Source organism: Aureimonas pseudogalii (genome assembly GCF_014196835.1).
Taxonomy (GTDB): domain Bacteria; phylum Pseudomonadota; class Alphaproteobacteria; order Rhizobiales; family Rhizobiaceae; genus Aureimonas; species Aureimonas pseudogalii.
In genome coordinates, this window is record NZ_JACIEK010000001.1 from 1,007,028 (window position 1) to 1,031,808 (window position 24,781).

At 70.3% G+C, this 24,781-nt stretch carries 24 protein-coding genes; 15 read left to right on the forward strand and 9 right to left on the reverse strand.

What is annotated here, in order from left to right; all coding sequences use genetic code 11:
- Nucleotides 1–4: 4 nt before the first annotated feature.
- Nucleotides 5–2,659 carry a bifunctional acetate--CoA ligase family protein/GNAT family N-acetyltransferase gene (locus tag GGR04_RS04615; RefSeq protein ID WP_183198303.1) on the reverse strand — a complete coding sequence of 885 codons (2,655 nt, stop codon included), beginning with the start codon at nucleotides 2,657–2,659 and terminating at the stop codon, nucleotides 5–7.
- Between the two features lie 103 nt (nucleotides 2,660–2,762).
- The gene (locus tag GGR04_RS04620) at nucleotides 2,763–3,281 is read right to left on the reverse strand and encodes a metallophosphoesterase family protein (protein WP_183198305.1); all 519 of its coding nucleotides are present in this window, start codon (nucleotides 3,279–3,281) and stop codon (nucleotides 2,763–2,765) included.
- 187 nt (nucleotides 3,282–3,468) lie between these two features.
- Between GGR04_RS04620 and GGR04_RS04625 the strand changes: the two genes are divergently transcribed.
- The 3 genes from GGR04_RS04625 to GGR04_RS04635 all read left to right on the forward strand — a co-directional run bounded on the left by GGR04_RS04625 (nucleotide 3,469) and on the right by GGR04_RS04635 (nucleotide 4,288).
- Complete coding sequence (locus GGR04_RS04625) at nucleotides 3,469–3,618, forward strand: hypothetical protein (RefSeq protein ID WP_183198307.1); 150 nt, start codon at nucleotides 3,469–3,471, stop codon at nucleotides 3,616–3,618.
- 42 nt (nucleotides 3,619–3,660) lie between these two features.
- The gene (locus tag GGR04_RS04630; protein ID WP_183198309.1) at nucleotides 3,661–3,951 is read left to right on the forward strand and encodes a hypothetical protein; all 291 of its coding nucleotides are present in this window, start codon (nucleotides 3,661–3,663) and stop codon (nucleotides 3,949–3,951) included.
- Between the two features lie 142 nt (nucleotides 3,952–4,093).
- The gene (locus GGR04_RS04635; protein WP_183198311.1) at nucleotides 4,094–4,288 is read left to right on the forward strand and encodes a hypothetical protein; all 195 of its coding nucleotides are present in this window, start codon (nucleotides 4,094–4,096) and stop codon (nucleotides 4,286–4,288) included.
- A 124-nt stretch (nucleotides 4,289–4,412) separates the two neighbouring features.
- Here the strand turns inward: GGR04_RS04635 and GGR04_RS04640 are convergent, their stop codons facing one another.
- The 6 genes from GGR04_RS04640 to GGR04_RS04665 all read right to left on the reverse strand — a co-directional run bounded on the left by GGR04_RS04640 (nucleotide 4,413) and on the right by GGR04_RS04665 (nucleotide 11,083).
- Nucleotides 4,413–6,029 (reverse strand): GMC family oxidoreductase, encoded by a 1,617-nt coding sequence (locus GGR04_RS04640; protein WP_183198313.1) that lies wholly within the window; start codon nucleotides 6,027–6,029, stop codon nucleotides 4,413–4,415.
- A gap of 5 nt (nucleotides 6,030–6,034) precedes the next feature.
- Complete coding sequence (locus tag GGR04_RS04645) at nucleotides 6,035–7,030, reverse strand: branched-chain amino acid ABC transporter permease (protein ID WP_183199019.1); 996 nt, start codon at nucleotides 7,028–7,030, stop codon at nucleotides 6,035–6,037.
- 5 nt (nucleotides 7,031–7,035) lie between these two features.
- Nucleotides 7,036–7,923 (reverse strand): branched-chain amino acid ABC transporter permease, encoded by an 888-nt coding sequence (locus tag GGR04_RS04650; RefSeq protein ID WP_183198314.1) that lies wholly within the window; start codon nucleotides 7,921–7,923, stop codon nucleotides 7,036–7,038.
- 5 nt (nucleotides 7,924–7,928) lie between these two features.
- The gene (locus GGR04_RS04655; RefSeq protein WP_183198316.1) at nucleotides 7,929–8,633 is read right to left on the reverse strand and encodes an ABC transporter ATP-binding protein; all 705 of its coding nucleotides are present in this window, start codon (nucleotides 8,631–8,633) and stop codon (nucleotides 7,929–7,931) included.
- A complete protein-coding gene (locus tag GGR04_RS04660) occupies nucleotides 8,626–9,432 on the reverse strand; it encodes an ABC transporter ATP-binding protein (RefSeq protein WP_183198318.1) in 807 nt (268 codons plus the stop codon). The genes GGR04_RS04655 and GGR04_RS04660 overlap by 8 nt, the downstream gene beginning before the upstream one ends.
- A 436-nt stretch (nucleotides 9,433–9,868) precedes the next feature.
- Nucleotides 9,869–11,083, reverse strand: a complete 1,215-nt coding sequence (locus GGR04_RS04665) for an ABC transporter substrate-binding protein (RefSeq protein WP_183198320.1) — start codon at nucleotides 11,081–11,083, stop codon at nucleotides 9,869–9,871.
- A gap of 256 nt (nucleotides 11,084–11,339) precedes the next feature.
- Here GGR04_RS04665 and GGR04_RS04670 point away from each other — a divergent pair, with 256 nt between their 5' ends.
- The 4 genes from GGR04_RS04670 to GGR04_RS04685 all read left to right on the forward strand — a co-directional run bounded on the left by GGR04_RS04670 (nucleotide 11,340) and on the right by GGR04_RS04685 (nucleotide 15,409).
- On the forward strand, nucleotides 11,340–12,284 hold the full coding sequence (locus GGR04_RS04670) for a LysR family transcriptional regulator (RefSeq protein WP_183198322.1): 945 nt from the start codon (nucleotides 11,340–11,342) through the stop codon (nucleotides 12,282–12,284).
- Nucleotides 12,285–12,410: 126 nt separating this feature from the next.
- Nucleotides 12,411–13,523 carry a glycosyltransferase gene (locus GGR04_RS04675; RefSeq protein WP_183198324.1) on the forward strand — a complete coding sequence of 371 codons (1,113 nt, stop codon included), beginning with the start codon at nucleotides 12,411–12,413 and terminating at the stop codon, nucleotides 13,521–13,523.
- A 117-nt stretch (nucleotides 13,524–13,640) separates the two neighbouring features.
- Complete coding sequence (locus GGR04_RS04680; protein ID WP_183198326.1) at nucleotides 13,641–14,336, forward strand: GntR family transcriptional regulator; 696 nt, start codon at nucleotides 13,641–13,643, stop codon at nucleotides 14,334–14,336.
- A 113-nt stretch (nucleotides 14,337–14,449) separates the two neighbouring features.
- Complete coding sequence (locus GGR04_RS04685) at nucleotides 14,450–15,409, forward strand: dihydrodipicolinate synthase family protein (protein ID WP_183198328.1); 960 nt, start codon at nucleotides 14,450–14,452, stop codon at nucleotides 15,407–15,409.
- Nucleotides 15,410–15,468: 59 nt separating this feature from the next.
- Here GGR04_RS04685 and GGR04_RS04690 read toward each other — a convergent pair whose 3' ends face one another.
- Entirely contained in the window at nucleotides 15,469–16,506 is a 1,038-nt protein-coding gene (locus tag GGR04_RS04690) for an Ldh family oxidoreductase (protein ID WP_183198330.1), read from the reverse strand.
- A 235-nt stretch (nucleotides 16,507–16,741) separates the two neighbouring features.
- Between GGR04_RS04690 and GGR04_RS04695 the strand changes: the two genes are divergently transcribed.
- The 8 genes from GGR04_RS04695 to GGR04_RS04730 all read left to right on the forward strand — a co-directional run bounded on the left by GGR04_RS04695 (nucleotide 16,742) and on the right by GGR04_RS04730 (nucleotide 24,757).
- Nucleotides 16,742–17,548, forward strand: a complete 807-nt coding sequence (locus GGR04_RS04695) for an ABC transporter substrate-binding protein (protein ID WP_183198331.1) — start codon at nucleotides 16,742–16,744, stop codon at nucleotides 17,546–17,548.
- A gap of 73 nt (nucleotides 17,549–17,621) precedes the next feature.
- On the forward strand, nucleotides 17,622–18,287 hold the full coding sequence (locus GGR04_RS04700; protein WP_183198333.1) for an amino acid ABC transporter permease: 666 nt from the start codon (nucleotides 17,622–17,624) through the stop codon (nucleotides 18,285–18,287).
- A gap of 14 nt (nucleotides 18,288–18,301) precedes the next feature.
- Entirely contained in the window at nucleotides 18,302–18,955 is a 654-nt protein-coding gene (locus GGR04_RS04705; protein WP_183198335.1) for an amino acid ABC transporter permease, read from the forward strand.
- On the forward strand, nucleotides 18,948–19,670 hold the full coding sequence (locus GGR04_RS04710; protein ID WP_183198337.1) for an amino acid ABC transporter ATP-binding protein: 723 nt from the start codon (nucleotides 18,948–18,950) through the stop codon (nucleotides 19,668–19,670). Before GGR04_RS04705 ends, GGR04_RS04710 begins: the two co-directional genes overlap by 8 nt.
- 1 nt (nucleotide 19,671) lies before the next feature.
- Nucleotides 19,672–20,925, forward strand: a complete 1,254-nt coding sequence (locus GGR04_RS04715) for an NAD(P)/FAD-dependent oxidoreductase (protein ID WP_183198339.1) — start codon at nucleotides 19,672–19,674, stop codon at nucleotides 20,923–20,925.
- Nucleotides 20,926–20,985: 60 nt separating this feature from the next.
- On the forward strand, nucleotides 20,986–21,987 hold the full coding sequence (locus GGR04_RS04720) for a 4-hydroxyproline epimerase (protein ID WP_183198341.1): 1,002 nt from the start codon (nucleotides 20,986–20,988) through the stop codon (nucleotides 21,985–21,987).
- A 2-nt stretch (nucleotides 21,988–21,989) separates the two neighbouring features.
- The gene (lhpI, locus tag GGR04_RS04725) at nucleotides 21,990–23,672 is read left to right on the forward strand and encodes a cis-3-hydroxy-L-proline dehydratase (RefSeq protein WP_246392667.1); all 1,683 of its coding nucleotides are present in this window, start codon (nucleotides 21,990–21,992) and stop codon (nucleotides 23,670–23,672) included.
- A gap of 56 nt (nucleotides 23,673–23,728) precedes the next feature.
- Entirely contained in the window at nucleotides 23,729–24,757 is a 1,029-nt protein-coding gene (locus GGR04_RS04730; protein WP_183198346.1) for a trans-3-hydroxy-L-proline dehydratase, read from the forward strand.
- Nucleotides 24,758–24,781: the final 24 nt, after the last annotated feature.

A 24,781-nucleotide genomic window follows, 5' to 3' on the forward strand; every position in this document is an offset into this window, starting at 1 on the left:
CCCCTCAGCCCATCATCACGGCGACGTCGATCTCCACCCGGCGCAGCGCGACGTCGTCCTCGTGGATGCGCTGGCGAAAGCCCAGCGCCCCCGCCATTGCCAGCATCGAGCGGTTCTCGGCCAGCACCTCGCCGGTGACGGTCTTCAGGCCGCGCCGCGCGGCGTGGCGCAGGATCGCGTTCATCAGGAGATAGCCGAGGCCCCGCCCCTTCTGGTCGGAGCGCACCATGATGCCGAACTCCGCCGTCTCCTCGTCGGGATCGGCGATGAGGCGGGCGACGCCGAGAATGTCCTGCGGCCCCTCGCCGTCGCCGAAGCCGACGAAGGCCATCTCGCGCGAATAGTCGATCTGCGTCAGGCGCGCGGCGAAGGCGTGGCCGAAGGTCTTCACCGGCGCGAAGAAGCGAAGGCGCACGTCCTCGGGGTCGCAGCGTTCCAGCATGGCGACGAGGCCGGGCTCGTCCTCCGGCCGAATCGGGCGCAGGCGGAACGCCGTGCCGGAGCGCGTCGAGACGGTTTCCTCCAGCTCGCCGGGATAGGGCTGGATGGCGAAGCGCGAGCGGTGGCGTCCGGAGGAGGGCGCGAGGACGATGCGCGCGTCGAGCGCCACCACGCCGCGCTCGTCGGCGAGAAGCGGGTTGATGTCGATCTCGGCGATCTCGTCGAAGTCGGCGACGATCTGCGAGAGGGTTATGAGCGTCGCGGCCACCGCGCCGAGATCGGCGGGCGGCCGGTCGCTGTAGCCGGCGAGAAGCCGCGACACCTCCGTGCGGCCGATCATCTCGCGCGCCAGGAGGCCGTTCAGCGGCGGCAGGCCCACCGCGCGGTCGGCGATGAGTTCGGCCCCGGTGCCGCCCTGCCCGAAGGAGATCACCGGCCCGAACACCGGGTCGGTGCGCACGCCCACCACGAGCTCGTGCGCCCGGCGCGCCGGCACCATCGGCTGCACCGTGAAGCCCTCGATCGCTGCGCCCGGCCGGCGCTCCTGGACGAGCTTCCGCATGTGGGTGGCCGCCTCCTCCACGGCAGCGGCACTGTCGAGATCGAGCCGCACGCCGCCAACGTCGGTCTTGTGCTGGATGTCGCCCGACAGGATCTTCAGCGCCACGGGAAAGCCGATGCGCGCGGCGACCGCGGCGGCCGCGGCGGGGTCGGCGGCGATCTCGGTGCGCACGACGGGAACCGCGTAGGCGGCGAGCAGCGTCTTTGCTTCCGGCTCCGTCATCACCCGCCGCCCCTCGGCGAGCACCCGGTCGACGGCGCGGCGCGCGGCGGCGAGATCGACGTTTCCCGGCGCGATCGCGGGCGGCGTCTGCATCAGGAGATCCTGGTTGCGGCGATACTCCACGAGCTGCATGAAGCCGCGCACCGCCTCGTCGGGCGTGGCGTAGGTCGGGATGGCCTTGGCCGCGAAGAGCCGCCGCGCCTCGCGCGCCGCGCGCTCGCCGAGCCAGGAGGCGAGGATCGGCGCCTTGCGGCCGGGCAGCGTCACCGCCGCCACGGCGCGTGCCGTCTCCAGCCCCTCGCCGATCGCGCGCGGCGCCTGCAGCACGAGCACCGCGTCCTGTCCGGGGTCGGCGAGGAGCGCACCGAGCGCCTCGGCATAGGCCGCGGGGCCGGCGTCGAAGGGCAGCGCCACCGGGCCTTCGGCCGTGAGCCCATCGGGCACGAGCGCGGCGAGGCGTGCGCGCGTCTCGGGCGAGAGCGCGGCGAGGCGCCCGCCGGTGTCGGCGAGCGTGTCGGCCGCGATGGCGCCGGGGCCGCCGCCATTGGCGAGGATCGCCAGCCGGTCGCCGCGCGGGCGCAGGCCCGAGGCGAGCGTCGCGACGGCGGCGAAAAGATCGCGCAGCGAGCGCACGCGCAGCATGCCCGCGCGGCGGATGGCGGCGTCGTAGACCTCGTCCGAACCGGCCGCTTGCCCATTCGCGCGGTCCTCCCAGCGACCGGCCTTGATGACGACCACGGGCTTGGCGCGCGCCGCGATGCGCGCGGCGGTCATGAACTTGCGGGCGTTGGTGATGGTCTCGACATAGAGGAGGATCGCCCGCGTCTTCGGATCGGCGGCGAGCGCGTCGAGGAGGTCGCCGATGTCGACGTCGATCATGTCGCCCACCGACACGACGTGCGAGAAGCCGATCTCCCGCACGTCCGCCCAGTCGAGCACCGAGGAGGCGATGGTGTCGGACTGCGACACGAAGGCGAGATCTCCGGCGCGGGGGTTAAGATGCGCGAAGGAGGCATTGACGCCGGAGCGCGGCGAGATGACGCCGAGCCCGTTCGGCCCGACGAGGCGCAAGAGCGAGGGGCGCGCGGCGTCGAGCAGCCGCTGGCGCAGGGCCGGCTCCTCGAAGCCCGCGGAGATGACGATCGCGGCGCGGCAGCCGCGGGCGCCGAGCGCGGCGGCGATCTCGGGCACGCCGGCGGCGGGCGTCGCCACCACCGCGAGATCCGGCGTCGCCGGCAGGTCGGCGATCTCGCGGTAGCTGACGGCCGAGCGGATCGCCTCGCCGCGCGGATGCACGGGCATCACCGGCCCCTTGAAGCCTGCGCCGAAGAGGTTGCGCGCGAGCACGGCGCCGACCGACCCCTCGCGGTTGCTGCCGCCGATCAGCGCGATCGCCTGCGGGGCGAAGAGAGCGTCGAGATTGCGGATCGTCATCGGCGGTATTTCCCAGGATCGAGGCGGTCGGCGCGAGGATGCACGGCGGATCGCCTGCGCGAGGGTGCGCCGGGTTCGCCCGCCCGCGCAAGGCGGCGGCGGATCAGGCGTCCGCCGGCGTGCGCCCTGCGCCGCGGGTGCGCGATGCCAGGATCTCCGCGAGTGTCACCGGCCGGAACGGAAAGGCGTCGACGCCGACGTCGTGCTGGCGCGTCATCGGTTTCAGCCGGGCATGCGAATGGCCATGCAGGTCGAGGGCGCCCTTGCCCATGCCGTTCCAGGTGCGGAAGGCGTAGTGGCAGAGGACCAGCCGGCGCTCGTCGACCGTGATCTCGGCATAGGACTGGACGCTCGCCCAGCCCGCCGCCTCCGTCTCCGCGTCGTCGTTGTTGCCGATGACGAGATGCTTGGTGCCGTGGAGCGCGGCGAGGCGTTCGCGCTTCGACGCGGCCGTGCCCTTGGCGAAGTCGCCGAGATGCCACACCTCGTCACCCTCGCCCACCACACGGTTCCACTCGGCGGTGAGTGCTTCGTCGTGGCGGGCGAGATCGGGAAAGGGGCGGCGGTCGATGCGCAGGATGCGCGGATCGTTGAAATGGGTGTCGCTGGTGAAGAAGATCATCGGCCGGTCTCGTGTCTGCGCCCACGCCACGGCGGTTGAAGGTCTTAGGGCCGCGCCGCGGCGGGGCAAGGCTGCCATGCGCCGCCCTGCCTTGATCTCGGCACGCTTGGGGTCTAGGTCCGCGGACCCGATCCGGCAAACCACCGAGGGATGCCGGGCCCACCACCGACAGGACGGAGGTATCGCGATGTCGCAGATCCGCAAGCCGATGACCCGCAACGACCAAGTGCGCAGCGAGGGCGAGGACGCCCGTCTGCGCCGTCGCTCGCGCAAGGACAACCCCTACCGCCCCGGCAGCGCCGACTGGCGCGCCTGGAGCGAAGGCTTCGGCGGCTGAGGTCGTTGGTGCCCCTGCAACCCCTCGAACCGGAGACATGACATGGCGACTCCCGAAGCGACGCTGAAGGTGATGGCCGGCGCGATCATGAAGCTCCAGAGCCAGGTGCAGGCGCAGGATCTTCTTCTCAAGGCGCTTTATGCCGAGCGCGCGACGCAGCGCGAGGTGTTTCCCAAGGAGGCCGAGGACGAGATCGGCGGTCTCGTGGACGCCGTGGAGCGCGCCGCGCGGGACGGATACGAGGGCGAGGAGCGCCATCTCGCCGAGGTCCAGGCGGCGCTACGCACCTTCGGCGAGACGCTGCGCGAGCGGCTCGAGGAGCAGCGGCTCTAGCGCTTCCGGCAGGGTCGGAGGCGGCCCTCGCGCCTCGGCGGGGCAAGGCCGCGGAAAACCGGAGCGTGTGCTTCGAAGGTTGCATGACAGCCTGGGAACAGCCTCGAAGGTTAAGCTTGCCTTAACGAAGGAGGAGCCGCCGATGTTCGAGGACCTGAACCTGCAGCGTGTCGCCGACGTGACGCGGCGTCTCAACGAGATCGTGCGCGAGGTGGAAGCCCGCCCCACGCCCGCCGTCGCTCCCGCCGCGCCCGCATCGCGCCGCCCGTCCGACGACTATCGCCTCCTCGCCAACGGCCTCGACTCGCTGCACGCGATCTTCGCCGAGCGGCGCTAACCCGCCGCTCCTGCGACGACGCAGGGCGACTCTGACGGTCCTCGCCGGGCGGGTCGCAGCTGGACGCTTCGTGCGGCGTGCCGCGCGGCTATCGGCACAAGGGCGACGACTCCCGCCGGACGCCTCAGGCGGCGGCGAGCCCCTGCCGCGCGGACGCCAGCATCATCTCGGCGGCCTTTTCGGCGATCATGATCGTCGGCGAGTTGGTGTTGCCCGAGACGATGCGCGGCATGATCGAGGCATCCGCCACGCGCAGGCCCTCGACGCCGCGCACCCGCAACTCGGGGTCGACCACCGAGCCGGGATCGCCGCCCATGCGGCAGGTGCCGACGGGATGGAAGATCGTGGTGCCGATCGCGCCGGCGGCCTCCACCAGTTCCTCCTCGCTCTGGAAGGCCGGGCCGGGCTTGAACTCCACCGGCCGGTAGCGCTGCAGCGCCGGCTCGGCGACGATGCGCCGGGTCAGGCGGATGGAATCGACGGCGACGCGGCGGTCGGATTCGGCCGACAGATAGTTCGGCCGGATCGCCGGCTGGACCCGATGGTCGGGCGCAGTGGCATGGACCGAACCGCGCGAATCCGGGCGCAGGTTGCAGACGCTCGCGGTGAAGGCGGGAAAGGCGTGGACGTTCTCGCCGAACCGGTCGAGGCTCAGCGGCTGCACGTGATATTGCAGGTTGGCGGTCTCGTAGGACGGGTCGGAGCGGGTGAAGATGCCGAGCTGGCTCGGCGCCATCGACATCGGGCCGGAGCGCGTCAGCGCGTATTCGAGGCCGATCATCGCCTTGCCGAAGAGCGAGTTGGCGCGCTCGTTGAGGGTGCGGATGCCCGAGACCTTGTAGGCGCAGCGCAGTTGCAGGTGGTCCTGCAGGTTCTCGCCGACCTCTCGTGATTCGACCGCGACGGGAATGCCGGCCGCTGCCAGCGCCTCGCCCCGGCCGATGCCCGACAATTCCAGCACGTGGGGCGAGCCGACCGCGCCAGCCGAGACCACCGCCTCGCGCCGCACGAGGGCGGTGCGCAGCGCGCCGCCCTGCTCGAACTCGACGCCGGTGACGCGGCGGTCCGTCAGCACGAGGCGCCTGACATGCGCCCCCGTCTCCACCGTGAGGTTGCGGCGGTCCTTCGCCGGCTTCAGGAAGGCCTTCACCGTGTTCCAGCGCACGCCGCGCCGCTGGTTGACCTTGAAGTAGGAAGAGCCCTCGTTGTCGCCGCGGTTGAAATCCTCGGTGCGGGGAATGCCGAGGCTCTCGGCGGCGTCGCGGAAGGCGTCGAGAATGTCCCAGCGCAGGCGCGGCGGCTCCACCCGCCATTCGCCGCCCGCCCCGTGCATCGCGTCGGCGCCGCCGAAATAATCCTCCGAGCGCCTGAAGAGCGGCAGCACGTCGTCCCAGCCCCAGCCGGGACAGCCCATCTGGCGCCAGAGATCGTAGTCGCGCGCCTGGCCGCGCATGTAGATCATGCCGTTGATCGAGGAGCAGCCGCCGAGCACCTTGCCGCGCGGGTAGTTCAGCGAACGCCCGCCGAGGCCGGCTTCGGCCTGCGTCGAGAAGCACCAGTCGGTGCGCGGGTTGCCGATGCAGTAGAGATAGCCGACGGGAATGTGGATCCAGGCATAATTGTCGCGCCCGCCCGCCTCCAGCAGCAGGACGCGGGCCGCGGGGTCGGCCGAGAGCCGGTTGGCGAGCGTGCAGCCCGCCGTGCCGCCGCCGATCACGACGTAGTCGTAGGTCTCGTCCATCGCGCTCAGCCCCCGGCCCGCTCGCGGCGCAGGCGCCAGCGATGCAGGGTCTCGCCCACGAGGCCGCGCCGGAACGTGAGGACGCAGACCATGAAGATGAGACCGGTCACCACCGTCACGGGGAAGGCCGAGGTCGCCAGCGTGTTCTGCAATGCCACCACGAGCGTCGCGCCCACCAGCGGGCCAAGCAGCGTGCCGATGCCGCCGAGCAGCGTCATCAGGATGACCTCGCCCGACATCTGCCAGGAGACGTCGGTGAGCGTCGCGAACTGGAAGACGATCGCCTTGGCGCCGCCCGCGAGACCGGCGATGGCCGCCGACATCACGAAGGCGGCGAGCTTGTAGCGGTTGACGGAATAGCCGAGCGAGATCGCCCGGTTCTCGTTCTCGCGGATCGACTTCATCACCATGCCGAAGGGCGAGTGGACGATGCGGTAGACGGCGAAGAGGCCGAGGAGGAAGACGGCGAGCACGAAGAAGTAGATGGCGAGGGGATCGTTGAGGTCGATCAGGCCGAAGGCGAGCCCGCGCGGCACGCCCTGGATGCCGTCCTCGCCGCCGGTGAAGGGCGCCTGCAGGCAGAAGAAGAAGAACATCTGAGACAGCGCCAGCGTCACCATCGCGAAGTAGATGCCCTGCCGGCGGATGGCGAGGACGCCGATGCCCAGCCCGAGCACGGCGGCGGCCAGGACGCCGGCGAGGAGCCCGAGCTCGGGCGTGAAGCCCCAGACCTTGACGCTGTGCGCGGTGGCATAGGCCGCCCCGCCGAAAAAGGCGGCGTGGCCGAAGGAGAGCAGCCCGGTATAGCCGAGGAGGAGGTTGAAGGCCGCGGCAAACAGCGCGAAGCAGAGGATCTTCATGAGGAAGATCGGGTAGACGAGGAAGGGCGCGGCGACCAGCGCCAGCAGCGCGAGGGCGAGAAGCGCCAGCACGAGCGGCCGGGCGCGCGAGGGCGCGGCGGCGGAACGGATCGTGGCGGCGTCGGCGGTGATCTCGGTCATCGGGGTCACGCCGTCCTTCCGAAGAGGCCCGCCGGGCGCACGAGCAAGACGATCGCCATGATGACGAAGACGACGATCGAGGAGGCCTCGGGGTAGAACACCTTGGCGAGGCCCTCGAAGAGGCCGAGCATGTAGCCGGTGACGATGGCGCCGCCGATCGAGCCCATGCCGCCGATCACCACCACCGCGAAGACGACGATGATGATGTTGGAGCCCATCAGCGGCGACACCTGATAGACGGGCGCGGCCATGATGCCGGCGAGCCCGGCGAGCGCCGAGCCGAGCCCGTAGGTGAAGGTGAGAAGCACGGGCACGTTGATGCCGAAGGCGCGCACCATCACCGGGTTCTCGGTGGCGGCGCGAAGCGTCGCGCCGAGCCGCGTCTTCTCGATGAGCGCCCAGGTGCCGAGGCACACGAGGAGCGAGGCGACGACGATGAAGGCCCGGTAGTTCGGCAGGAACATGAAGCCGAGGTTCGTGCCGCCGGCGAGTTGCGGCGGCGGCGCGTAGGGCTGGCCCGAGGCGCCGTAGTAATAGCGGAACGTGCCCTCGATCACGAGCGCCAGGCCGAAGGTGAAGAGCAGGCCGTAGAGCGGATCGAGATCGTAGAGCCGGCGCAGCGCGACGCGCTCTACCACGACGCCGACGAGCCCGACGGCGAGCGGTGCGAGGACCAGCGAGGGCCAGAAACCGATGCCGGCATGGTGGAGAAAGAGATAGCCGGCGAAGGCGCCGAGCATGTACTGCGCGCCATGCGCGAAGTTGATGATGCGCAGCAGGCCGAAGATGATGGCGAGGCCGAGCGACAGCATCGCGTAGAACGAGCCGTTGATGAGACCGACGAGCAGCTGCCCGAGCAGCGCCTGGATGGGAATGCCGAAGAGGGTGGTCATGTCCGTCAGACCCCGAGCGTTTCGGTGAGCTGGTTCATGCGGGCCGGCAGGTCGGCCACCGCGAACCCGTCGAGCACGCGGCCGTGGTCCATCAGGTAGAAGCGGTCGGCGACCTTGGCGGCGAAGCGGAAGTTCTGCTCCACCAGCAGCACCGTCATGCCCCGCTTCTTGAGATCGACGAGGATCTCGCCGATGCGCTGCACGATGACGGGGGCGAGCCCCTCCGTCGGCTCGTCAAGGAGCAGCAGCTTGACGCCGGAGCGCAGGATGCGGGCGATCGCCAGCATCTGCTGCTCGCCGCCCGAAAGCTGCGTGCCCGCGCTCGTGCGGCGCTCGCGGAGATTGGGGAAGAGCCGGTAGATATCGGCGACGCTCATGCCGCCCGGCGCCACCACCGGCGGCAGCAGGAGGTTTTCCTCCACGGTGAGCGAGGCGAAGATGGCGCGTTCCTCCGGCACGAAGCCGACGCCGTGATGGGCGGTGCGGTGGAGCGGCACGCGCAGCATGTCCTGGCCGCCGAGCCGGATCGTGCCGGTGCGGCGCGGCAGGATGCCCATGATGGCGCGCAGCGTCGTGGTCTTGCCGACGCCGTTGCGCCCGACCAGCGTCACCGTCTCGCCGGCGTGGACGTCGAGATCGACGCCATGCAGCGCGTGGCTCTCGCCGTACCAGGCGTTGAGACCGCGCACGTGGAGGAGCGGCTCAGCCATGGTCGGTTCCCATATAGGCGGTGCGCACGCGCGGGTCGGCCGAGACGGTGGCGTAGTCGCCCGCCGCCAGGATCTCGCCGCGCTGCAGAACGGTGACGCGCTCGCAGAGATCGGCGACGACCTTCAGATTGTGCTCCACCATCAGAACCGCATGGCGCTCGGCGGCGCGCCGGATGATCGCCGCGACCGTGCCGATGTCCTCGCCGCCCATGCCAGCCATCGGCTCGTCGAGGAGGAGGACCTTGGGCTCCAGCGCCAGCGTGGTGGCGAGTTCCAGGACGCGCTTGCGCCCGTAGGAGAGATCGGCGGCGAGCCGGTCGCGCGCGCCCTCCAGCCCCACCGTCTCCAGAAGCTCCATCGCGCGCTCGTTCAGCCGGTCGAGCGAGGAGACGGGCTTCCAGAACTGCACGGCGAGCCCGCCCGGCCGCTGCAGCGCGACGCGCACGTTTTCCAGCACGGTGAGATGGGGAAAGGTCGCCGAGATCTGGAAGGAGCGCACCAGCCCCATGCGCGCGACCTTGGCGGGTTCGGTCCTGGTGATGTCCTGCCCGAGCAGCTCGATGCGCCCGCTGGTCGGCTGCAGGAACTTGGTGAGGAGGTTGAACACCGTGGTCTTGCCGGCGCCGTTCGGCCCGATCAGCGCATGGACCTCGCCATGCCGTACGTCGAGATCGACGTCGTTGACCGCCGTGAAGCCGCCGAAGTCGCGGCGAAGGCCGCGACAGGACAGCACCACCGGCTTGTCGGAGCCGAGCGATATCGGATTGGGCGAGTCGAAACTTCTGACAAGTTGGACCATTGTTTTCGAACTTAAATTGCAGAAAACAGATGATATGTCGTGAATGCACCCGGAATGACCAAAATCCACATCCATTCATTGTATGCGCGCAAACTTATCAAGTAAGCGGCCATTGCCGAAACGACGCTGGGAGCGAAAACAAAAATAAGGGCAATCAGATCTTTGTTTGAAGCGTCGTAGTAAAATAACCCAACCAGAAGCAAGCAGAGCGGGATTATCAACATGGCGACACATATAAATCGCAGGATTTGGCAAGATCGGCGACGATAGCCGCGCAACTCCGATACGGACTTATACAATCGGTGCTCAGACATGAGACCAAGCATAACCCGGCGCGACGCGCTTTCAAGTGCCGAAGGAAACAAGGGTATCAATGCCGGAATCGTCGTCTCCGGCATTGACGCGACCGCACCTTCGGCTCCGGCGCCATGCCCCTTTACTGCGCCGCGGCGGCGAGCGGGCAGCCGCTCTTGGCGGGGTCGAGATAGGCCTGCGCACCCGGCACCGTCGCCAGAACCTTGTAGTAGTCCCAGGGCTTGGTGCTCTCGGCCGGCGTCTTCACCTCCATGAGATACATGTCGTAGATCAGCCGCCCGTTGGCGCCGACCTTGCCGCCGCGCCCGAAGACGTCGTCCACCGGCATCTCGTGCAGCGCCTTGGCGACCGGCTCGGTGGCGTCGGTGCCCACCTTGTCGATCGCCTTGAGGTATTGCAGCACAGCCGAATAGGTGCCGGCCTGGATCATGTTGGGCATGCGCTGGGTGCGCTCGAAGAAGCGCTGCGAGAAGGCGCGGGACTGGTCGTCGCGGTCCCAGTAGAAGCCCTCCGTCAGCGACAGGCCCTGCGCCGCCTCAAGCCCGAGCCCGTGGACCTCGGCGAGCGTGAAGAGGAGCGCGGCCAGCCGCTGCCCGCTCGCCACGATGCCGAACTCGGCGGCCTGCTTCACCGCGTTCGCGGTGTCGAGCCCGGCATTGGCCATGCCGACGACCTTGGCGCCGGAGGCCTGCGCCTGCAGCAGGAACGAGGAATAGTCGGTGGTGGAGAGGGGATGGCGCACCGAGCCGAGCACCGTGCCGCCGTTGGCCTTCACGTAGTTCGAGGTCTGCTCCTCCAGCGAATAGCCGAAGGCGTAGTCGGCGGTGAGGAAGAACCAACTGTCGCCGCCCTGCTTCACCAGCGCCCCACCGGTGCCGACCGCCAGCGCGTGCGTGTCGTAGGCCCAGTGGAAGCCGTAGGGCGAGCACTGCTTGCCGGTGAGCTCCGTCGTCGCCGCGCCGGTGACGATGTCGATCTTGTTCTTCTCCTTCGACAGGCCCTGCACGGCGAGCGCAACGGAAGAGGTCGTCAGCTCCATGATCGCGTCCACCTGCTCGGTGTCGTACCATTGCCGGGCGATGTTGGAGGCGACGTCGGGCTTGTTCTGGTGGTCGGCGGTGACGACCTCGACCTTCGCGCCCTTCACGGTGCCGCCGAAATCCTCGACCGCCATCTTGGCGGCCTCGAAGGACCAGCGCCCGCCGAAATCGGCGTAGACGCCCGACTGGTCGTTGAGGATGCCGATCTTCACGACGCCGTCGGAGATCTCCTGCGCGGACGCCGGCAGGGCGGTGCTGGCGAGAAGCGCGGCGGCGAGCGCGGCGAGCTTGGTCATGGCGGCGGATCCTCCCGAGGATGGTTCGAAGCGTCGAACCGGGAGAATTCGGACTCGGTCGCTCCGTCGCGACCGCACGCGGCTCTTGCGGTGCCGCGTCCGTCCTCGTCCTCCCGGCTGCTCCGGCCCGTCTTCTGCGGGTCTCGAAGCGGTCTGATACGATGAACGTACCACCGGTCGATCCGCAACTGAATGTTCATTTGCGAAAAACCGCTGTACGAAAACGTTCGCGTGACGGCAGGCGAACGAGGCGGACATGACGGGATTTGCCTGGGACGATCTCCAGTTCTTCCTCGCGGTGGCGCGCACCGGGCAGCTCTCGGCCGCCGCACGCGAGCTACGCACCAACCACGTCACCGTGTCGCGCCGCATCGACCGGCTGGAACGAGAACTTTCCGTGCGCCTTTTCGAGCGCTCGCCGCGCGGCTACATGCTGACGGCGCTCGGCGAGCGGCTGGTCGAGGACGCCGAGGCGATCGAGCGCGGCGCGGCGCGGCTGGCCGAGATCGCCACGCACGGGCCGGCCTCGCCGCGCGGCGTGGTGCGCCTCTCGACGCCCGAGGGCTTCGGCCACTTCTTCCTCGCCGAACGCCTGCCGGCGCTCGCCGCGCGCCATCCGGGCCTTGCCGTCGAATTCGTGACGATCCAGCAGATCGTCTCGCTGTCGCGGCGCGAGGCCGACGTCGCGGTGTCGCTGCATTCGCCGCGCTCGGGGCCCTATCGCAACGAGCGCATCGCCGCCTACCGGCTCTTCGTCTACGCCGCGCCCGCCTATCTCGCGGCGGCCGCGCCCATCCGCGCGCCCGCCGACCTCGCGGGGCACCCCGTGATCGGTTACATCGACGACCTCATCTTCACGCCCGGCCTCGACTATCTGCGCGAGATCCTGCCGGGCCAGCGCGCCGCCTACCAGTGCTCGAGCATCCATGCCCAGCTCTCGGCCGCGCTCGCCGGCCTCGGGCTCGCCATCCTGCCGCACTTCATCGCCATGCGGCATCCCGAGCTCGTGCCGGTGCTGGCGCGCGAGGTGCAGGTGGAGCGCGACTACTGGCTCATCGTTCCCGACCGCCTCGCGGGAACGCCGCGCATCCGCGTCGTCACCGACTTCGTGCGGGCGCAAGCGCTGGCCTTCGCGCCGCAGTTCCGGGGCGACGCGCTGCTCGGCGACCCGGCGCCTGCCGCGGGATCGCAAGCCGGCTGAAAATCGGGCGACTCGCCTTCGGCGCGGTGTGGCCGATATGAGGCGTCTCGGAAGTCTCGGCCGAAGCCGGCGCGTCGCTTCCCTCGTTCGGGCGTCCGCCCTCCTTCCAGCGTCCGGATCCCCGCGATGAAAAAGCCGATCTCCTTCTTCGTGCACCACCAGGGGCGCGGCCACGCCAACCGCACCATGGCCATCGCCTCGCATTTCTCGCGCGATCGGCCCGTCACCGTGCTCACCGCCGGCCCACATCTCTTCGACGGCTACGCGCGCGACATCGAGATCGTGGAGCTGCCCAACATGATCGGCGCCGCCGTGCCGACGCCGCGGCTCTTCGCCGAGCCGACGCCGCGGGTGATGCATTGCGTGCCGCTCGGCCTCACCGAGATGCGCCGGACCATGCGCACCATCCTCGACCATCTCGACGATCGCGGAACCGGGCTCTTCGTGGTGGACGTCTCCGCCGAGATCGCGCTCCTCTCGCGCATCGCCAGCGTTCCCGCCGTGCAGATCCGCATGCATGGCGACCGCTCCGACATCGGCCATGTCGGCTCCTACGAGGCCTGCGTCGGGCTTCTCGCGCCCTTCGACGAGAGCCTGGAGCAGGACGACTTCCCCGCGGATCTGCGCGCCCGCACCTTCTATTCCGGCGGCCTCTGCACGACGCTGACGGCGATCCCCGACAAGGCGGAGGCGCGCCGCCGGCTGGGGCTCGATCCCGCGCGCGAGATCGTGGTGGTGCTCACCGGCGGGGGCGGCAGCGGCACCCCCTACGCGCCGCTGACGGTGGCCGCGCGCGCCGCGCCCGACGCGCTCTTCCTCGTGCTCGGTCCCACCCACCGCGAGGGCCACGAGACCGACTTCGCCAATCTTCGCGAACTCGGCTGGGTCTCCACCGTCACCGAGCATCTGGCGGCTGCCGACATCGTCATCGCCTCGGCCGGCGACAACACCGTGCACGAGATCGCGCGCGTCGGCGGCCGGCTCGCGGTGATGCCGGAATGGCGCTATTTCGGCGAGCAGACGCGCAAGGCGCAGGCTCTGGTGCGGCTCGGCGCGGCCGTGCAGGCGCCGCATTGGCCGGGCGACCTCGCGGGCTGGCAGGCGCTCCTGGAGCGCGCCCGCCGCCTCGACCCCGAGGCTATCCGCCCGCTCTTCTCGCCCGACGCGGCGGCCCGCGCCGCCGGCTGGCTGGAGGGGCTCGCCGACGACCTGTGGACGCCCGCCCCCACCGCGCCCTGAACGTTGGGCGGCCTCCACCCTTCCGCGGTCGGCGGGAACTGGCATCCCGGCCGCGCGCGTCGTACATCGCTCGCACGGGCGACGCGCCCGCGACCGCCGACGCCCAAGGATCCCCCGATGACCGACGAACCGCAGATGGAGCGCAAGCGCGGCTCGGGCGCCCGGATGGTCTACGATCTCCTGCGCGACGAGATCCTCGATCTCGCCCTGCCGCCGGGCAGCCCGATCGACGAGGTGCAGCTGGCCGAGCGCTTCCGCATCTCGCGCACGCCGATCCGCGAGGCCCTGGTGCGGCTCTCCGGCGAGGGGCTGGTGAGCACCCTGCCCAACCGCTCGACGATGGTCGCGCCCATCGACTTCCTCAACCTCCACACGTTCTTCGACGCGCTCGTGCTGATGTACCGCGTCACCACGCGCCTCGCCGCGATCCACCACAAGCCCGGGGATCTCGCGGTGATCGAGGAGCGGCAGGCCGCCTTCGCCGAGGCCGTCGCCGCGCAGGACGCGCTCGCGATGATCGCCACGAACGCCGCCTTCCATTCCGCGATCGCCGAGGCCGGCCGCAACGCCTATTTCGGCGGCCTCTTCAACCGGCTGCTCGACGAGGGCCGACGCATCCTGCGCTTCTACTACGAATCCTACGAGGACCGCCTGCCCCAGCGCTTCGTCGACGAGCACGTCGAGATCATCGCCGCGATCGCGCGGCGCGATCCGCAGGCGGCCGACGATCTCGCGCGCCACCATGCCGAACAGATCGTGGAGCAGGTGCAGAAGCTCTTCCTGCGCGGCGGGCAGCTCGACGTCGCACTCTGAACGTCGACTTTTCCTGTCGACAAGAAGAATGCAATGCGCGATAGTCCGGCTCGTCCCGGACGGCGTCGGCGTCATGCCCCGCGTGCCGGCATCGTTTTCCACGAGGTTCCGCCATGAAAGCCCAGATCTTCTCCGGCGTCATTCCCGCGCTGATGACCCCGTGCAAGGCCGACCGCACGCCCGATTTCGACGCGCTCGTCGCCAAGGGCCGGGAGCTGATCGCGGCCGGCATGTCGGCGGTGGTCTATTGCGGCTCGATGGGCGACTGGCCGCTCCTCACCGACGCGCAGCGCATGGAGGGCGTGGCGCGCCTGACGGAGGCCGGCGTGCCGGTGATCGTCGGCACGGGCGCCGTCAACACCGCCACCGCGGCGGCCCATGCCGCGCATGCCGCGAAGGTCGGCGCCAAGGGCCTGATGGTGATCCCCCGCGTCCTTTCGCGCGGGCCTTCGCTGACGGCGCAGCGGGCGCATTTCAAGGCGGTGCTGTCGGCCGCCCCGGAACTGCCGGCAGTGATCTACAACAGCCCCTATTACGGCTTCGCGACGCGCGCCGACCTCTTCTTCGCGCTGCGCGCCGAGCATGCCAACCTCGTCGGCTTCAAGGAGTTCGGTGGCCCCGCCGACCTTCGCTACGCCGCCGAGAACATCACCAGCCGCGACGACGGCGTGTCCCTGATGATCGGCGTCGACACCGCGGTGTTCCACGGCTTCGTCAATTGCGGCGCGACCGGCGCCATCACCGGCATCGGCAACGTCCTGCCGAAGGAGGTCATCCACCTCTGCGACCTCGCGCAGGCCGCCGCGAAGGGCGACGCCACGGCGCGCCGCCGCGCGCTCGAGCTGGAGTCGGCGCTGGGCGTTCTCTCCTCGTTCGACGAAGGGCCGGACCTCGTCCTCTACTTCAAGCACATGATGGTGCTGAAGGGTTACGGCGAGTACGCGCTGCACTTCAACGAGAGCGACGCGCTGAGCGAGAGCCAGCGCGGCTATGTCGAGGCGCAGCTGCGCCTGTTCGACACCTGGTATGCCGACTGGAGCCGCGAGGAGACGCGCCTCTCCGCCGCCGCCTGACCCCTCCCCGAGTGGCGGTTCGCCCGCCGCTCGGTTGTCGTCGAAACGGACGCTCGCGCTCAGGCGACGGCGTCCATCCCCTCGGCCAGAAGCCGGTCGAGATGCGCGATCTCGGCACTTGAGAGCGTGACCCCTTGCGCCATCGACACCGCGCGCGCCGCATACCGCCGCTGCGAGGGCAGGCGCGCGCCCTGCCCGAGGATCGCCTCGAACAGGGCTTCCGCCCGTGCGAACGGGTCGCCCGGCCGGCCGCGCGCGAAGGCTTCCGGCGAGAAGGCGAGGATCAACTCGCCATGCATCGGCGCGAGCGTCGTCGAGCCCAACTCCTCCAGCACCTCGGGGCTGGTGAGATCGCCGATCATGATCCCCGCCAGAAGCTCGATCATCGTCGAGATCGCCGAGCCCTTGTGCCCGCCGAAGGGCAGCATGGCGCCAGAGAGCGCCGCCGCGGGATCGCGCGTCGGCTCGCCGGCGTCGTCGATCGCCCAGCCCTCGGGCAGCGGCTCGCCGGCCCGGCGGCGCAGCTCGATCTCGCCGCGCGCGGCGACCGAGGTCGCGAAGTCGAAGACGTAAGGATCGCCCTCCGCGCGCGGCCAGCCGAAGGCCAGCGGATTGGTGCCGAGGAGCGGGCGCGTGCCGCCCGCCGGCGCGACGGAGGCATAGCTCGGGCACATCGCGATCCCCGCCAGCCCTTGCGCCGTCAAGGCCTCGACCTCCGGCCAGAGCGCCGAGAAATGCGTGCAGTCGTTGATCACCAAGGCCGCCAGCCCGAGGCGGCGGGCACGCTCCGCCAGATGCGGCAGGGCGAGCTCGAAGGCGGGATTGGCGAAGCCGCCGCGCGCGTTCACGCGGACGATCGCCGAGCTGTCGTCGGCCTCGATCTCGGGGATGGCATCGGGGCGCACCTTGCCGGCCCGCACGGTGCGCAGCACCCCGTCGATCCGGTAGAGGCCGTGCGACTTGCAGGCGTCGCGCTCGCCCGCCCCGATCACCCGCGCCAGCGCACCCGCCTGCACCTCGTTGAGGCCGGCCCCGCGCAGGATCGCCTCGATCCGCTCGTCCAGTTCCGCCACGGGCAGTCTCGTGCCGTCGATCATCGCCGCATCCCTTCACCGTCACACTCGTATCTGCATACAGGTGGCATGCAGGCGATGGGAAGGCGGTGCGCTTCTCGTTGGGGTCGTCGAGAGCGCATCGATCGGGGTGCACTGCCAAAAAAACGATGCTGCATCGCAAAGAGGCAAACGGCCTATTGCACACTTGTTGTATTTTCTGCTTGATGGCGGTGGCGGTCGCTCGCGAGCGCCGAACCGATCAACGGGAATCGTGACCATGACGACCAAGGCTCTCACCCTCGGCCTCCTCGCCGCCGTCGCCCTGTGGAGCCCGGCGGAGGCCGACAAGCTCGACGACATCATCGGTTCGGGCACGCTGCGCTGCGCCGTGGTTCTCGACTTCCCGCCGATGGGCTCGCGCGACGCGCAGAACAATCCGGTGGGCTTCGACGTCGATTATTGCAACGATCTCGCCAAGGCGCTCGGCGTCACCGCCGAGATCGTCGAGACGCCCTTTCCCGAGCGCATTCCCGCGCTGATGTCGGGCCGCGTCGACGTCGGCGTCGCCTCCACCTCCGACACGCTGGAGCGCGCCAAGACGGTCGGCTTCTCCGTGCCCTATTTCGCCTTCGAGATCGTCGTCACCGCCAACGAGAAGTCGGGCGTGACCTCCTACGACACGATGAAGGGCAAGACGGTGGGCGCCACCGCCGGCACCTACGAGGCGATCGCGCTGGAAACCCAGGTCAAGGAATGGGGCGCGGGCGAGTTCCGTCCCTACCAGACGCAGGCCGACGTCTTCCTGGCGTTGAGCCAGGGCCAGATCGACGCCACCGTCTCCACCTCGACGGTGGCGCAGGCCAACGTCAAGACCGGCAACTTCCCGGGCATCAAGGTGGTCGGCCCGACGCCGTTCGACATCGACTACGTGTCGCTGTTCACCAGCCGCGACGAGTACGGGCTGATCAACTACCTCAACCTCTTCGTCAATCACCAGGTTCGCAGCGGCCGCTACAAGGAGCTGTTCGAGAAATGGGTTGGCGGCGAGGCGCCGAACCTGACGGCGCCCGGCGTTTACCGCTAAGCTCGATCACCCGCGGCGGCCCGGGGCGCGCGACGCGTCCCGGGCCGCCCATCCATGCCTGCTGGGGACGGCGATGTTCGGCTATACCTTCCGCTGGAACCAGGCGTTCCAGGCGCTTCCGCGCATGCTCGACGGCGCGCTCGTCACGATCGAGATCGCGCTCCTGTCGATGGCGATCGGCGTCGCCGTCGCCGTCGCGCTGACGCTGTTTCGTCGCTCCGACAGCCGCATCCTGCGGGGCTTCGCGACGAGCTGGGTCGAGATCGCCCGCAACACGCCCGCCCTCTTCCAGATCTACATGGCCCATTTCGGCCTCGGCGCCTTCGGCATCCACCTCAGCCCCTTCACCTCGCTGCTCGCCGGCATCGCCTTCAACAATGCCGGCTATCTCGCCGAGAACTTCCGCGGCGCGCTGAAGGGCATTCCCGACACGCAGGCGCGCGCCGGCCGCTCGCTCGGCATGAGCTCGCTCCAGGCGTTCCGGCTGATCGTGCTGCCGCAGATGCTGCGCATCGCCTCCCTGCCTGTCACCAACCAGATGGTCTGGGCCATCCTGATGACCTCGCTCGGTGTCACCGTCGGCATGAACACCGATCTCGCCGGCGTGACGCAGGAGCTGAACGCGCGCTCCTTCCGCACCTTCGAGTTCTTCGCCCTCGCCGCCGTGATCTACTACGCGATCGCCAAGGCCGTGACCCTCGCCGCCCGGCTCCTCGCCGCGCGCCTGTTCCGCTACTGAGAGGGGCGTCTTCGATGTTCGACACCGCACTCACCGGGGCGGACCTCCTCTTCCTCCTCAAGGGCGCCGGGATGACGCTCGCCGTCACCGCCGTCGCGGTCGGCGCCGGCACGCTGCTCGGCATCCTGTTCGGCGTGGTCCGCTTCCAGTTCGGTCCGTACTGGTCCCTTCCGCTGACCTTCCTCCTCGACGTCTTCCGCTCGGTGCCGCTGCTGATCCAGCTCGTGCTCGGCAACGCCTTCCAGGCCATCCTCAAGCTCGGCTGGGCGCCCTTCACCACCTCCTGCGTCATCCTCTCGCTCTACACGGCGGCCTACTGCACCGAGATCGTGCGTGGCGCGATGGAGGCCGTGCCCCCGACGACCCGGCGCGCCGCCCGCTCGCTCGGCCTCACCTGGGGCCAGGACATGCGCGAGATCGTCGCGCCGCTGGCGGTGCGCATCGCGCTACCCTCCTGGATCGGCCTGACGCTCGGGGTGATGAAGGATTCGGCGCTGGTGCTCTGGCTCGGCCTCATCGAGCTCTTGCGCGCCTCGCAGATCCTGGTGACGCGCCTGCAGGAGCCGCTCTTCATTCTCCTGATCTGCGGCGCCATCTACTTCCTCATCAGCTTCCCCATCGCCCGTCTCGGCGGCCATCTCGAGAAACGCTGGTCCCCCCATGATTGAGATCCAGAACCTGCGCAAATCCTTCGGGCCGCTCGAGGTCCTGAAGGGCATCGACCTCACCGTGGCCAAGGGCGAGGTCCTCACGATCATCGGCGGCTCGGGCTCGGGCAAGTCGACGCTGCTGACCTGCATCAACGGGCTGGAGCCGATCGACGGCGGGCAGATCCTCGTCGACGGCACCGAGGTCCACGCCAAGGGCACCGATCTCGACCGGCTGCGCCGCAAGATCGGCATCGTCTTCCAGCAGTGGAACGCTTTCCCGCATCTCACCGTGATCGAGAACGTGATGCTGGCGCCGCGCAAGGTGCTCGGCCGCACGAAGGCAGAGGCCGAGGAGATGGCGGTGCGCCAGCTCACCCATGTGGGCCTCGCCGACAAGCTCAAGGTCTATCCGAGCCGCCTCTCGGGCGGCCAGCAGCAGCGCATGGCCATCGCCCGCGCGCTCGCCATGTCGCCCGACTACATGCTCTTCGACGAGGTGACCTCGGCGCTCGACCCGATGCTGGTGGGCGAGGTGCTCGACACGCTGCGGCTTCTGGCCTCCGAAGGCATGACGATGATCTGCGTCACCCACGAGATGAAGTTCGCGCGCGAGGTCTCCGACCGCGTCGCCTTCTTCCACCAGGGCGTGATGGCCGAGATCGGCCCGCCCGACACGTTCTTCGACGCGCCCCGCCAGCCGGAGACGCGCACTTTCCTGGCGGCGACGCACTGACATGAACGCTTCGACCGATCAGCGCCCCGAAATCGTGGTCGTCGGGGCCGGCGTCGTCGGCCTCTCGGCCGCCCTTGGCGCGCAGGCCCGCGGCCTTTCCGTCACCGTCCTCGACCGCGAGGGGCCGGCGGCCGGCGCCTCGGCCGGCAATGCCGGCGCCTTCGCCTTCACCGACATCCTGCCGCTCGCCTCGCCCGGCATCCTGCGCCAGGCGCCGCGCTGGCTGCTCGATCCGCTCGGGCCCCTCAGCGTGCCGCCGGCCTATGCCGCGCGCATCGCGCCCTGGATGTTCCGCTTCTGGCGGGCCTGCGCGCCCCCGCGCGTGGAAGCGGCGACGCGCGCCCAGACGGCGCTCATGGATCTCTCGAAGGCGGAGCTCGAGCCCTTCCTCGCGGCCACCGGCACGCTTCCCATGCTGCGCAAGGAGGGCAATCTCCAGGTCTACGAAAGCGCCGCCGAGCTGGAGGCCGCCCAACCGGGCTGGCGGGCGCGCGAGGCGCACGGCATCGAGTTCCGTCACCTGAATGCCGCCGAGATGGCGGCAATCCAGCCGGGCCTCTCGCCGCGCTTCACCCACGGCACCTTCACGCCGGGCTGGTTCTCGATCGCCGATCCCAAGCTCTACGTTCTGGCGCTCGCCGAGCGCTTCCGGGCGAACGGAGGCCGCATCGAGCGCGCGGCGGTCACCGCGCTGCGGCCGGAGGGCGAGGGCGTCGCGATCGAGACGGAAGGCGGCCCGCGCATGGCAGGGCAGGTGGTCGTCGCCGCCGGCGCCTTCTCGCACCGGCTCGCGCGCACGCTCGGCGAGCGCATCCCGCTGGAGACCGAGCGCGGCTACAACACGACGCTGCCGACGGACGCGTTCGATCTGCGCACGCAGGTCACCTTCGGCGGCCACGGCTTCGTGGTGACGCGGCTCACCAGCGGCATCCGCGTCGGCGGCGCGGTGGAGCTCGGCGGGCTGGAGCGCGCGCCGAACTTCGCCCGCTCCGCCGCGATGCTGAAGAAGGCGCAAGGGTTTCTGCCCGGCCTCAAGGCGGAAGGCGGCGTGCCCTGGATGGGCTTTCGCCCCTCGCTGCCCGATTCGTTGCCCGCCATCGGCCGGGCGCGCGCCAGCCGGCGCGTCGTCTACGCCTTCGGTCACGGCCATCTCGGCCTGACGCAGTCGCCGGGCACGGCGCGGCTCGTCGCCGATCTCCTCGCCGACCGCCCGTCCGCCATCGATCCGACGCCGTTCTCGCCTCAAAGGTTCTGAACGCGTTCTCCCCAAGCATCCGCCCACCGGGCGTCTTCCCCATCAGCAGAGGTCCGGCCCATGGCCAACCACACGTTCTCCTGTCTCGACGGCCACACCTGCGGCAATCCCGTCCGCCTCGTCTCGGGCGGCGGCCCTCGCCTGGAGGGCGCCACCATGCTGGAGCGGCGCGCGCATTTCCTGGCGCAATACGACTGGATCCGCACCGGCCTGATGTTCGAGCCGCGCGGCCACGACATGATGTCGGGCTCGATCCTCTATCCCCCGACCCGGCCCGACTGCGACGTGGCGGTGCTCTTCATCGAGACGAGCGGCTGCCTGCCGATGTGCGGCCACGGCACGATCGGCACCATCACCATGGCGGTGGAGAACGGCCTCGTGACCCCGCGCGAGCCCGGCAAGCTCTCGATCGACACGCCCGCCGGCAAGGTTGACATCACCTATCGCCAGGAGGGCCGCTTCGTGGAGGAGGTGCGCCTCACCAACGTGCCCGGCTATCTCCACGCCGAGGGGCTGACGGCCGAGGTCGAGGGCCTCGGCGAGATCGTGGTGGACGTCGCCTATGGCGGCAATTTCTACGCCATCGTCGAGCCGCAGAAGAACTTCCGCGACATGGCCGACCACACGGCGGGCGAGCTGATCGGCTGGTCGCCGAAGCTGCGCGCCGCGCTCAACGCCAAGTACGAATTCGTCCATCCCGAGCACCCGGCGATCCGCGGCCTCAGCCACATCCAGTGGACGGGCGTCGCGCGGCACCCAGAAGCCCACGCGCGCAACGCCGTGTTCTACGGCGACAAGGCGATCGACCGCTCGCCCTGCGGCACCGGCACCTCGGCCCGGATGGCGCAGCTCGCCGCCAAGGGCAAGCTGAACGTCGGCGACGAGTTCGTGCACGAGAGCATCATCGGCTCGCTGTTCCGCGGCCGCGTCGAGGCGAGCGCCACGGTCGGCAACCATCCCGCCATCGTGCCCTCGATCGCCGGCTGGGCGCGCCAGACCGGCATCAACACGATCTTCATCGACGACCGCGACCCCTTCGCGCACGGCTTCGTGGTGCAATGACCATGGCGGTCGCCTCCAGCCTCCTCGCCGGGACGGCGGAGGGGCCGGTCCTCGCGCTCGGCGAGCCCTTGAGCTTCTGGGGCGGCGTCGACCCGGCGAGCGGGCGCATCATCGACGTGCACCATCCCCAGCACGGCCTCTCGATCTCCGGGGCGGTGCTGCTGATGACGGGAAGCCGGGGCTCCTGCACCGGCTCCGGCGTGCTCCTGGAACTCGCGCTGGCTGGCCTCGCGCCAGCCGCGCTCGTCTTTCGCGACGCCGAGGACGTGCTGACGCTCGGCGCGCTGGTCGCCGCCGAGATGTTCGAACGACCGATCCCCGTGCTGCGGCTGACGCCGCCGGCCTACGAGGCGCTCGCTGCCGCATCGCACGCGTCGATCACCGCGAGCGAGGTCCGCGCGGGCGATCTGGCGCTTCCCCTCCATCCGCCCGAAAGCACCGAGCTGGCGCTCACCGTGCGAGACCGCGCGATGCTGGCGGGCGAGGACGGCGAGGCCGTGCGGCAGGCCATGTGCATCGTCTGCGCGACCGCGCGCGGGCAGGGCGCGACGTCTCTCACCGACGTGACGCGCGGCCATGTCGACGGCTGCATCTATGCCAGCCCCGCCAATCTCGTCTTCGCCGAGACGATGGAGCGGCTCGGCGCGTGCGTGCGCATTCCCACCACGATGAACGCCATCTCGGTGGACCATGCGAACTGGCGCCGCCAGGGCGTGCCCGAGGCCTTCGGCGGCCCGGCGGCCCGCCTTGCCGACGCCTATGTGCGCATGGGCTGCCGGCCGACCTTCACCTGCGCCCCCTATCTCCTGCCCGATCCGCCGCGCGCCGGCGAGGCGATCGCCTGGTCGGAATCCAACGCCGTGATCTTCGCCAACAGCGTGCTCGGCGCGCGCACGGCCAAGCATCCCGACTTCCTCGACCTCTGCATCGCGCTCACCGGCCGCGCGCCGCTGTCGGGCGTCTATCGCGACACTGAGCGCGTGGCCCGACGCATCGTCGAGTTCGACCTGCCGCCCGGGGCGAACGACGCCGTCTGGCCGCTCGTCGGCTATCTCGCGGGACGCGCCGCGCCGGACCGGGTGCCGCTGCTGCGGGGCCTTGCCGGCGCGCGCCCGACGCCGGACGATCTGAAGGCGCTCTGCGCGGCCTTCGGCACCACCTCCGCCGCGCCGATGCTGCATGTCGAGGGCGTGACGCCGGAGGGGGGACACGCTCCCGCCGCCGATGCCGACCGCAAGACCATCTCGCGCGCCGATCTCGCCGAGGGCTGGCGGAAGCTGAACGCCGGGCCGGCGGCGGTGGAGCTCGTGGCGATCGGCAGCCCGCATGCCTCGGCTGGCGAATGCCGGGCGCTCGCCGCGGCACTCGCCGGCCGGCCGCGTCATCCCGGCACGGCGGTGATCGTCACCGCCGGGCGCGGCGTCATCGCCGAAGCCGAGGCCGAGGGCACGCGGACGCGGCTCGAGGCCAGCGGCGTCCAGATCCTGCCCGATCTCTGCTGGTGCTCGATCTCGCGGCCCGTGTTTCCCGAGCGCGCGCGCACCGTCCTGACGAATTCCGGCAAATACGCCCATTACGGCCCCGGCCTCTCCGACTGCACCGTGCGCCTCGGAACGCTGGCGGACTGCGCCGAGGCCGCGATCACCGGCATGGCGCCGCCACGCCTGCCGCCGTGGCTCGCCTGAAGGCCGCGCTTTCACTCCGGGCCGCCTGCGGCCACCACCCCCGAGGATCCCCCGCGATGCGATCGAGCAAGACCGTCCATGTGATCTCGGCCCATGCCGAGGGCGAGGTCGGCGACGTCATCGTCGGCGGCGTCGCGCCGCCGCCGGGCGACACGCTCTGGGAGCAGAGCCGCTGGATCGCGCGCGACGGCACGCTTCGCAACTTCGTGCTGAACGAGCCGCGGGGCGGCGTCTTCCGGCACGTCAATCTCCTCGTGCCGCCGAAGAACCCGCTGGCGGACGCCGCCTTCATCATCATGGAGCCGGAGGACACGCCGCCGATGTCCGGCTCCAACTCGATCTGCGTGGCGACCGTGCTGCTCGACGGCGGCATCCTCCCGATGCGCGAGCCGGTGACCGAGATGGTGCTGGAGGCGCCGGGCGGGCTGGTGCGAGTGCGCGCCGAATGCCGCAACGGCAAGGCCGAGCGCATCTTCGTGGAAAACCTGCCGAGCTTCGCCGACCGGCTCGCCGTGCCGCTGGAGGTGGAGGGCCTGGGGTCCCTCACCGTCGACACCGCCTATGGCGGCGACAGCTTCGTGATCGTCGACGCCGCCGCGCTCGGTTTCCGACTGGTGCCGGACGAGGCGCACGAGATCGCGCGGCTCGGCGTGCGCATCACCGCCGCCGCCGATGCGCAGATCGGCTTCCGCCATCCCGAGAACCCGGACTGGCGCCACTTCTCCTTCTGCCTCTTCGCCGGCCCGGTGACGCGCGAGGGCGACGAGCTTCGCGCCGGCGCGGCCGTCGCCATCCGCCCCGGCAAGGTCGATCGCTCGCCCACCGGCACCGCGCTCTCGGCGCGCATGGCCGTGCTCCATGCGCGCGGCGAGATGGGCCTCGGCGACCGGTTCACCGCCGTCTCGCTGATCGGCTCCACCTTCGGCGGGCGCATCCTCGGCGCGGCGGAGGTCGGCGGGCGACCGGCGATCCGGCCGGAAATCTCGGGCCGCGCCTGGATCACCGGCACCCATCAGCACATGCTCGATCCCGCCGATCCCTGGCCGGAGGGCTACCGCCTCAGCGACACCTGGGGCGCGCGCTGAGGGCTTGGCCGGGCGAGGCGCGGG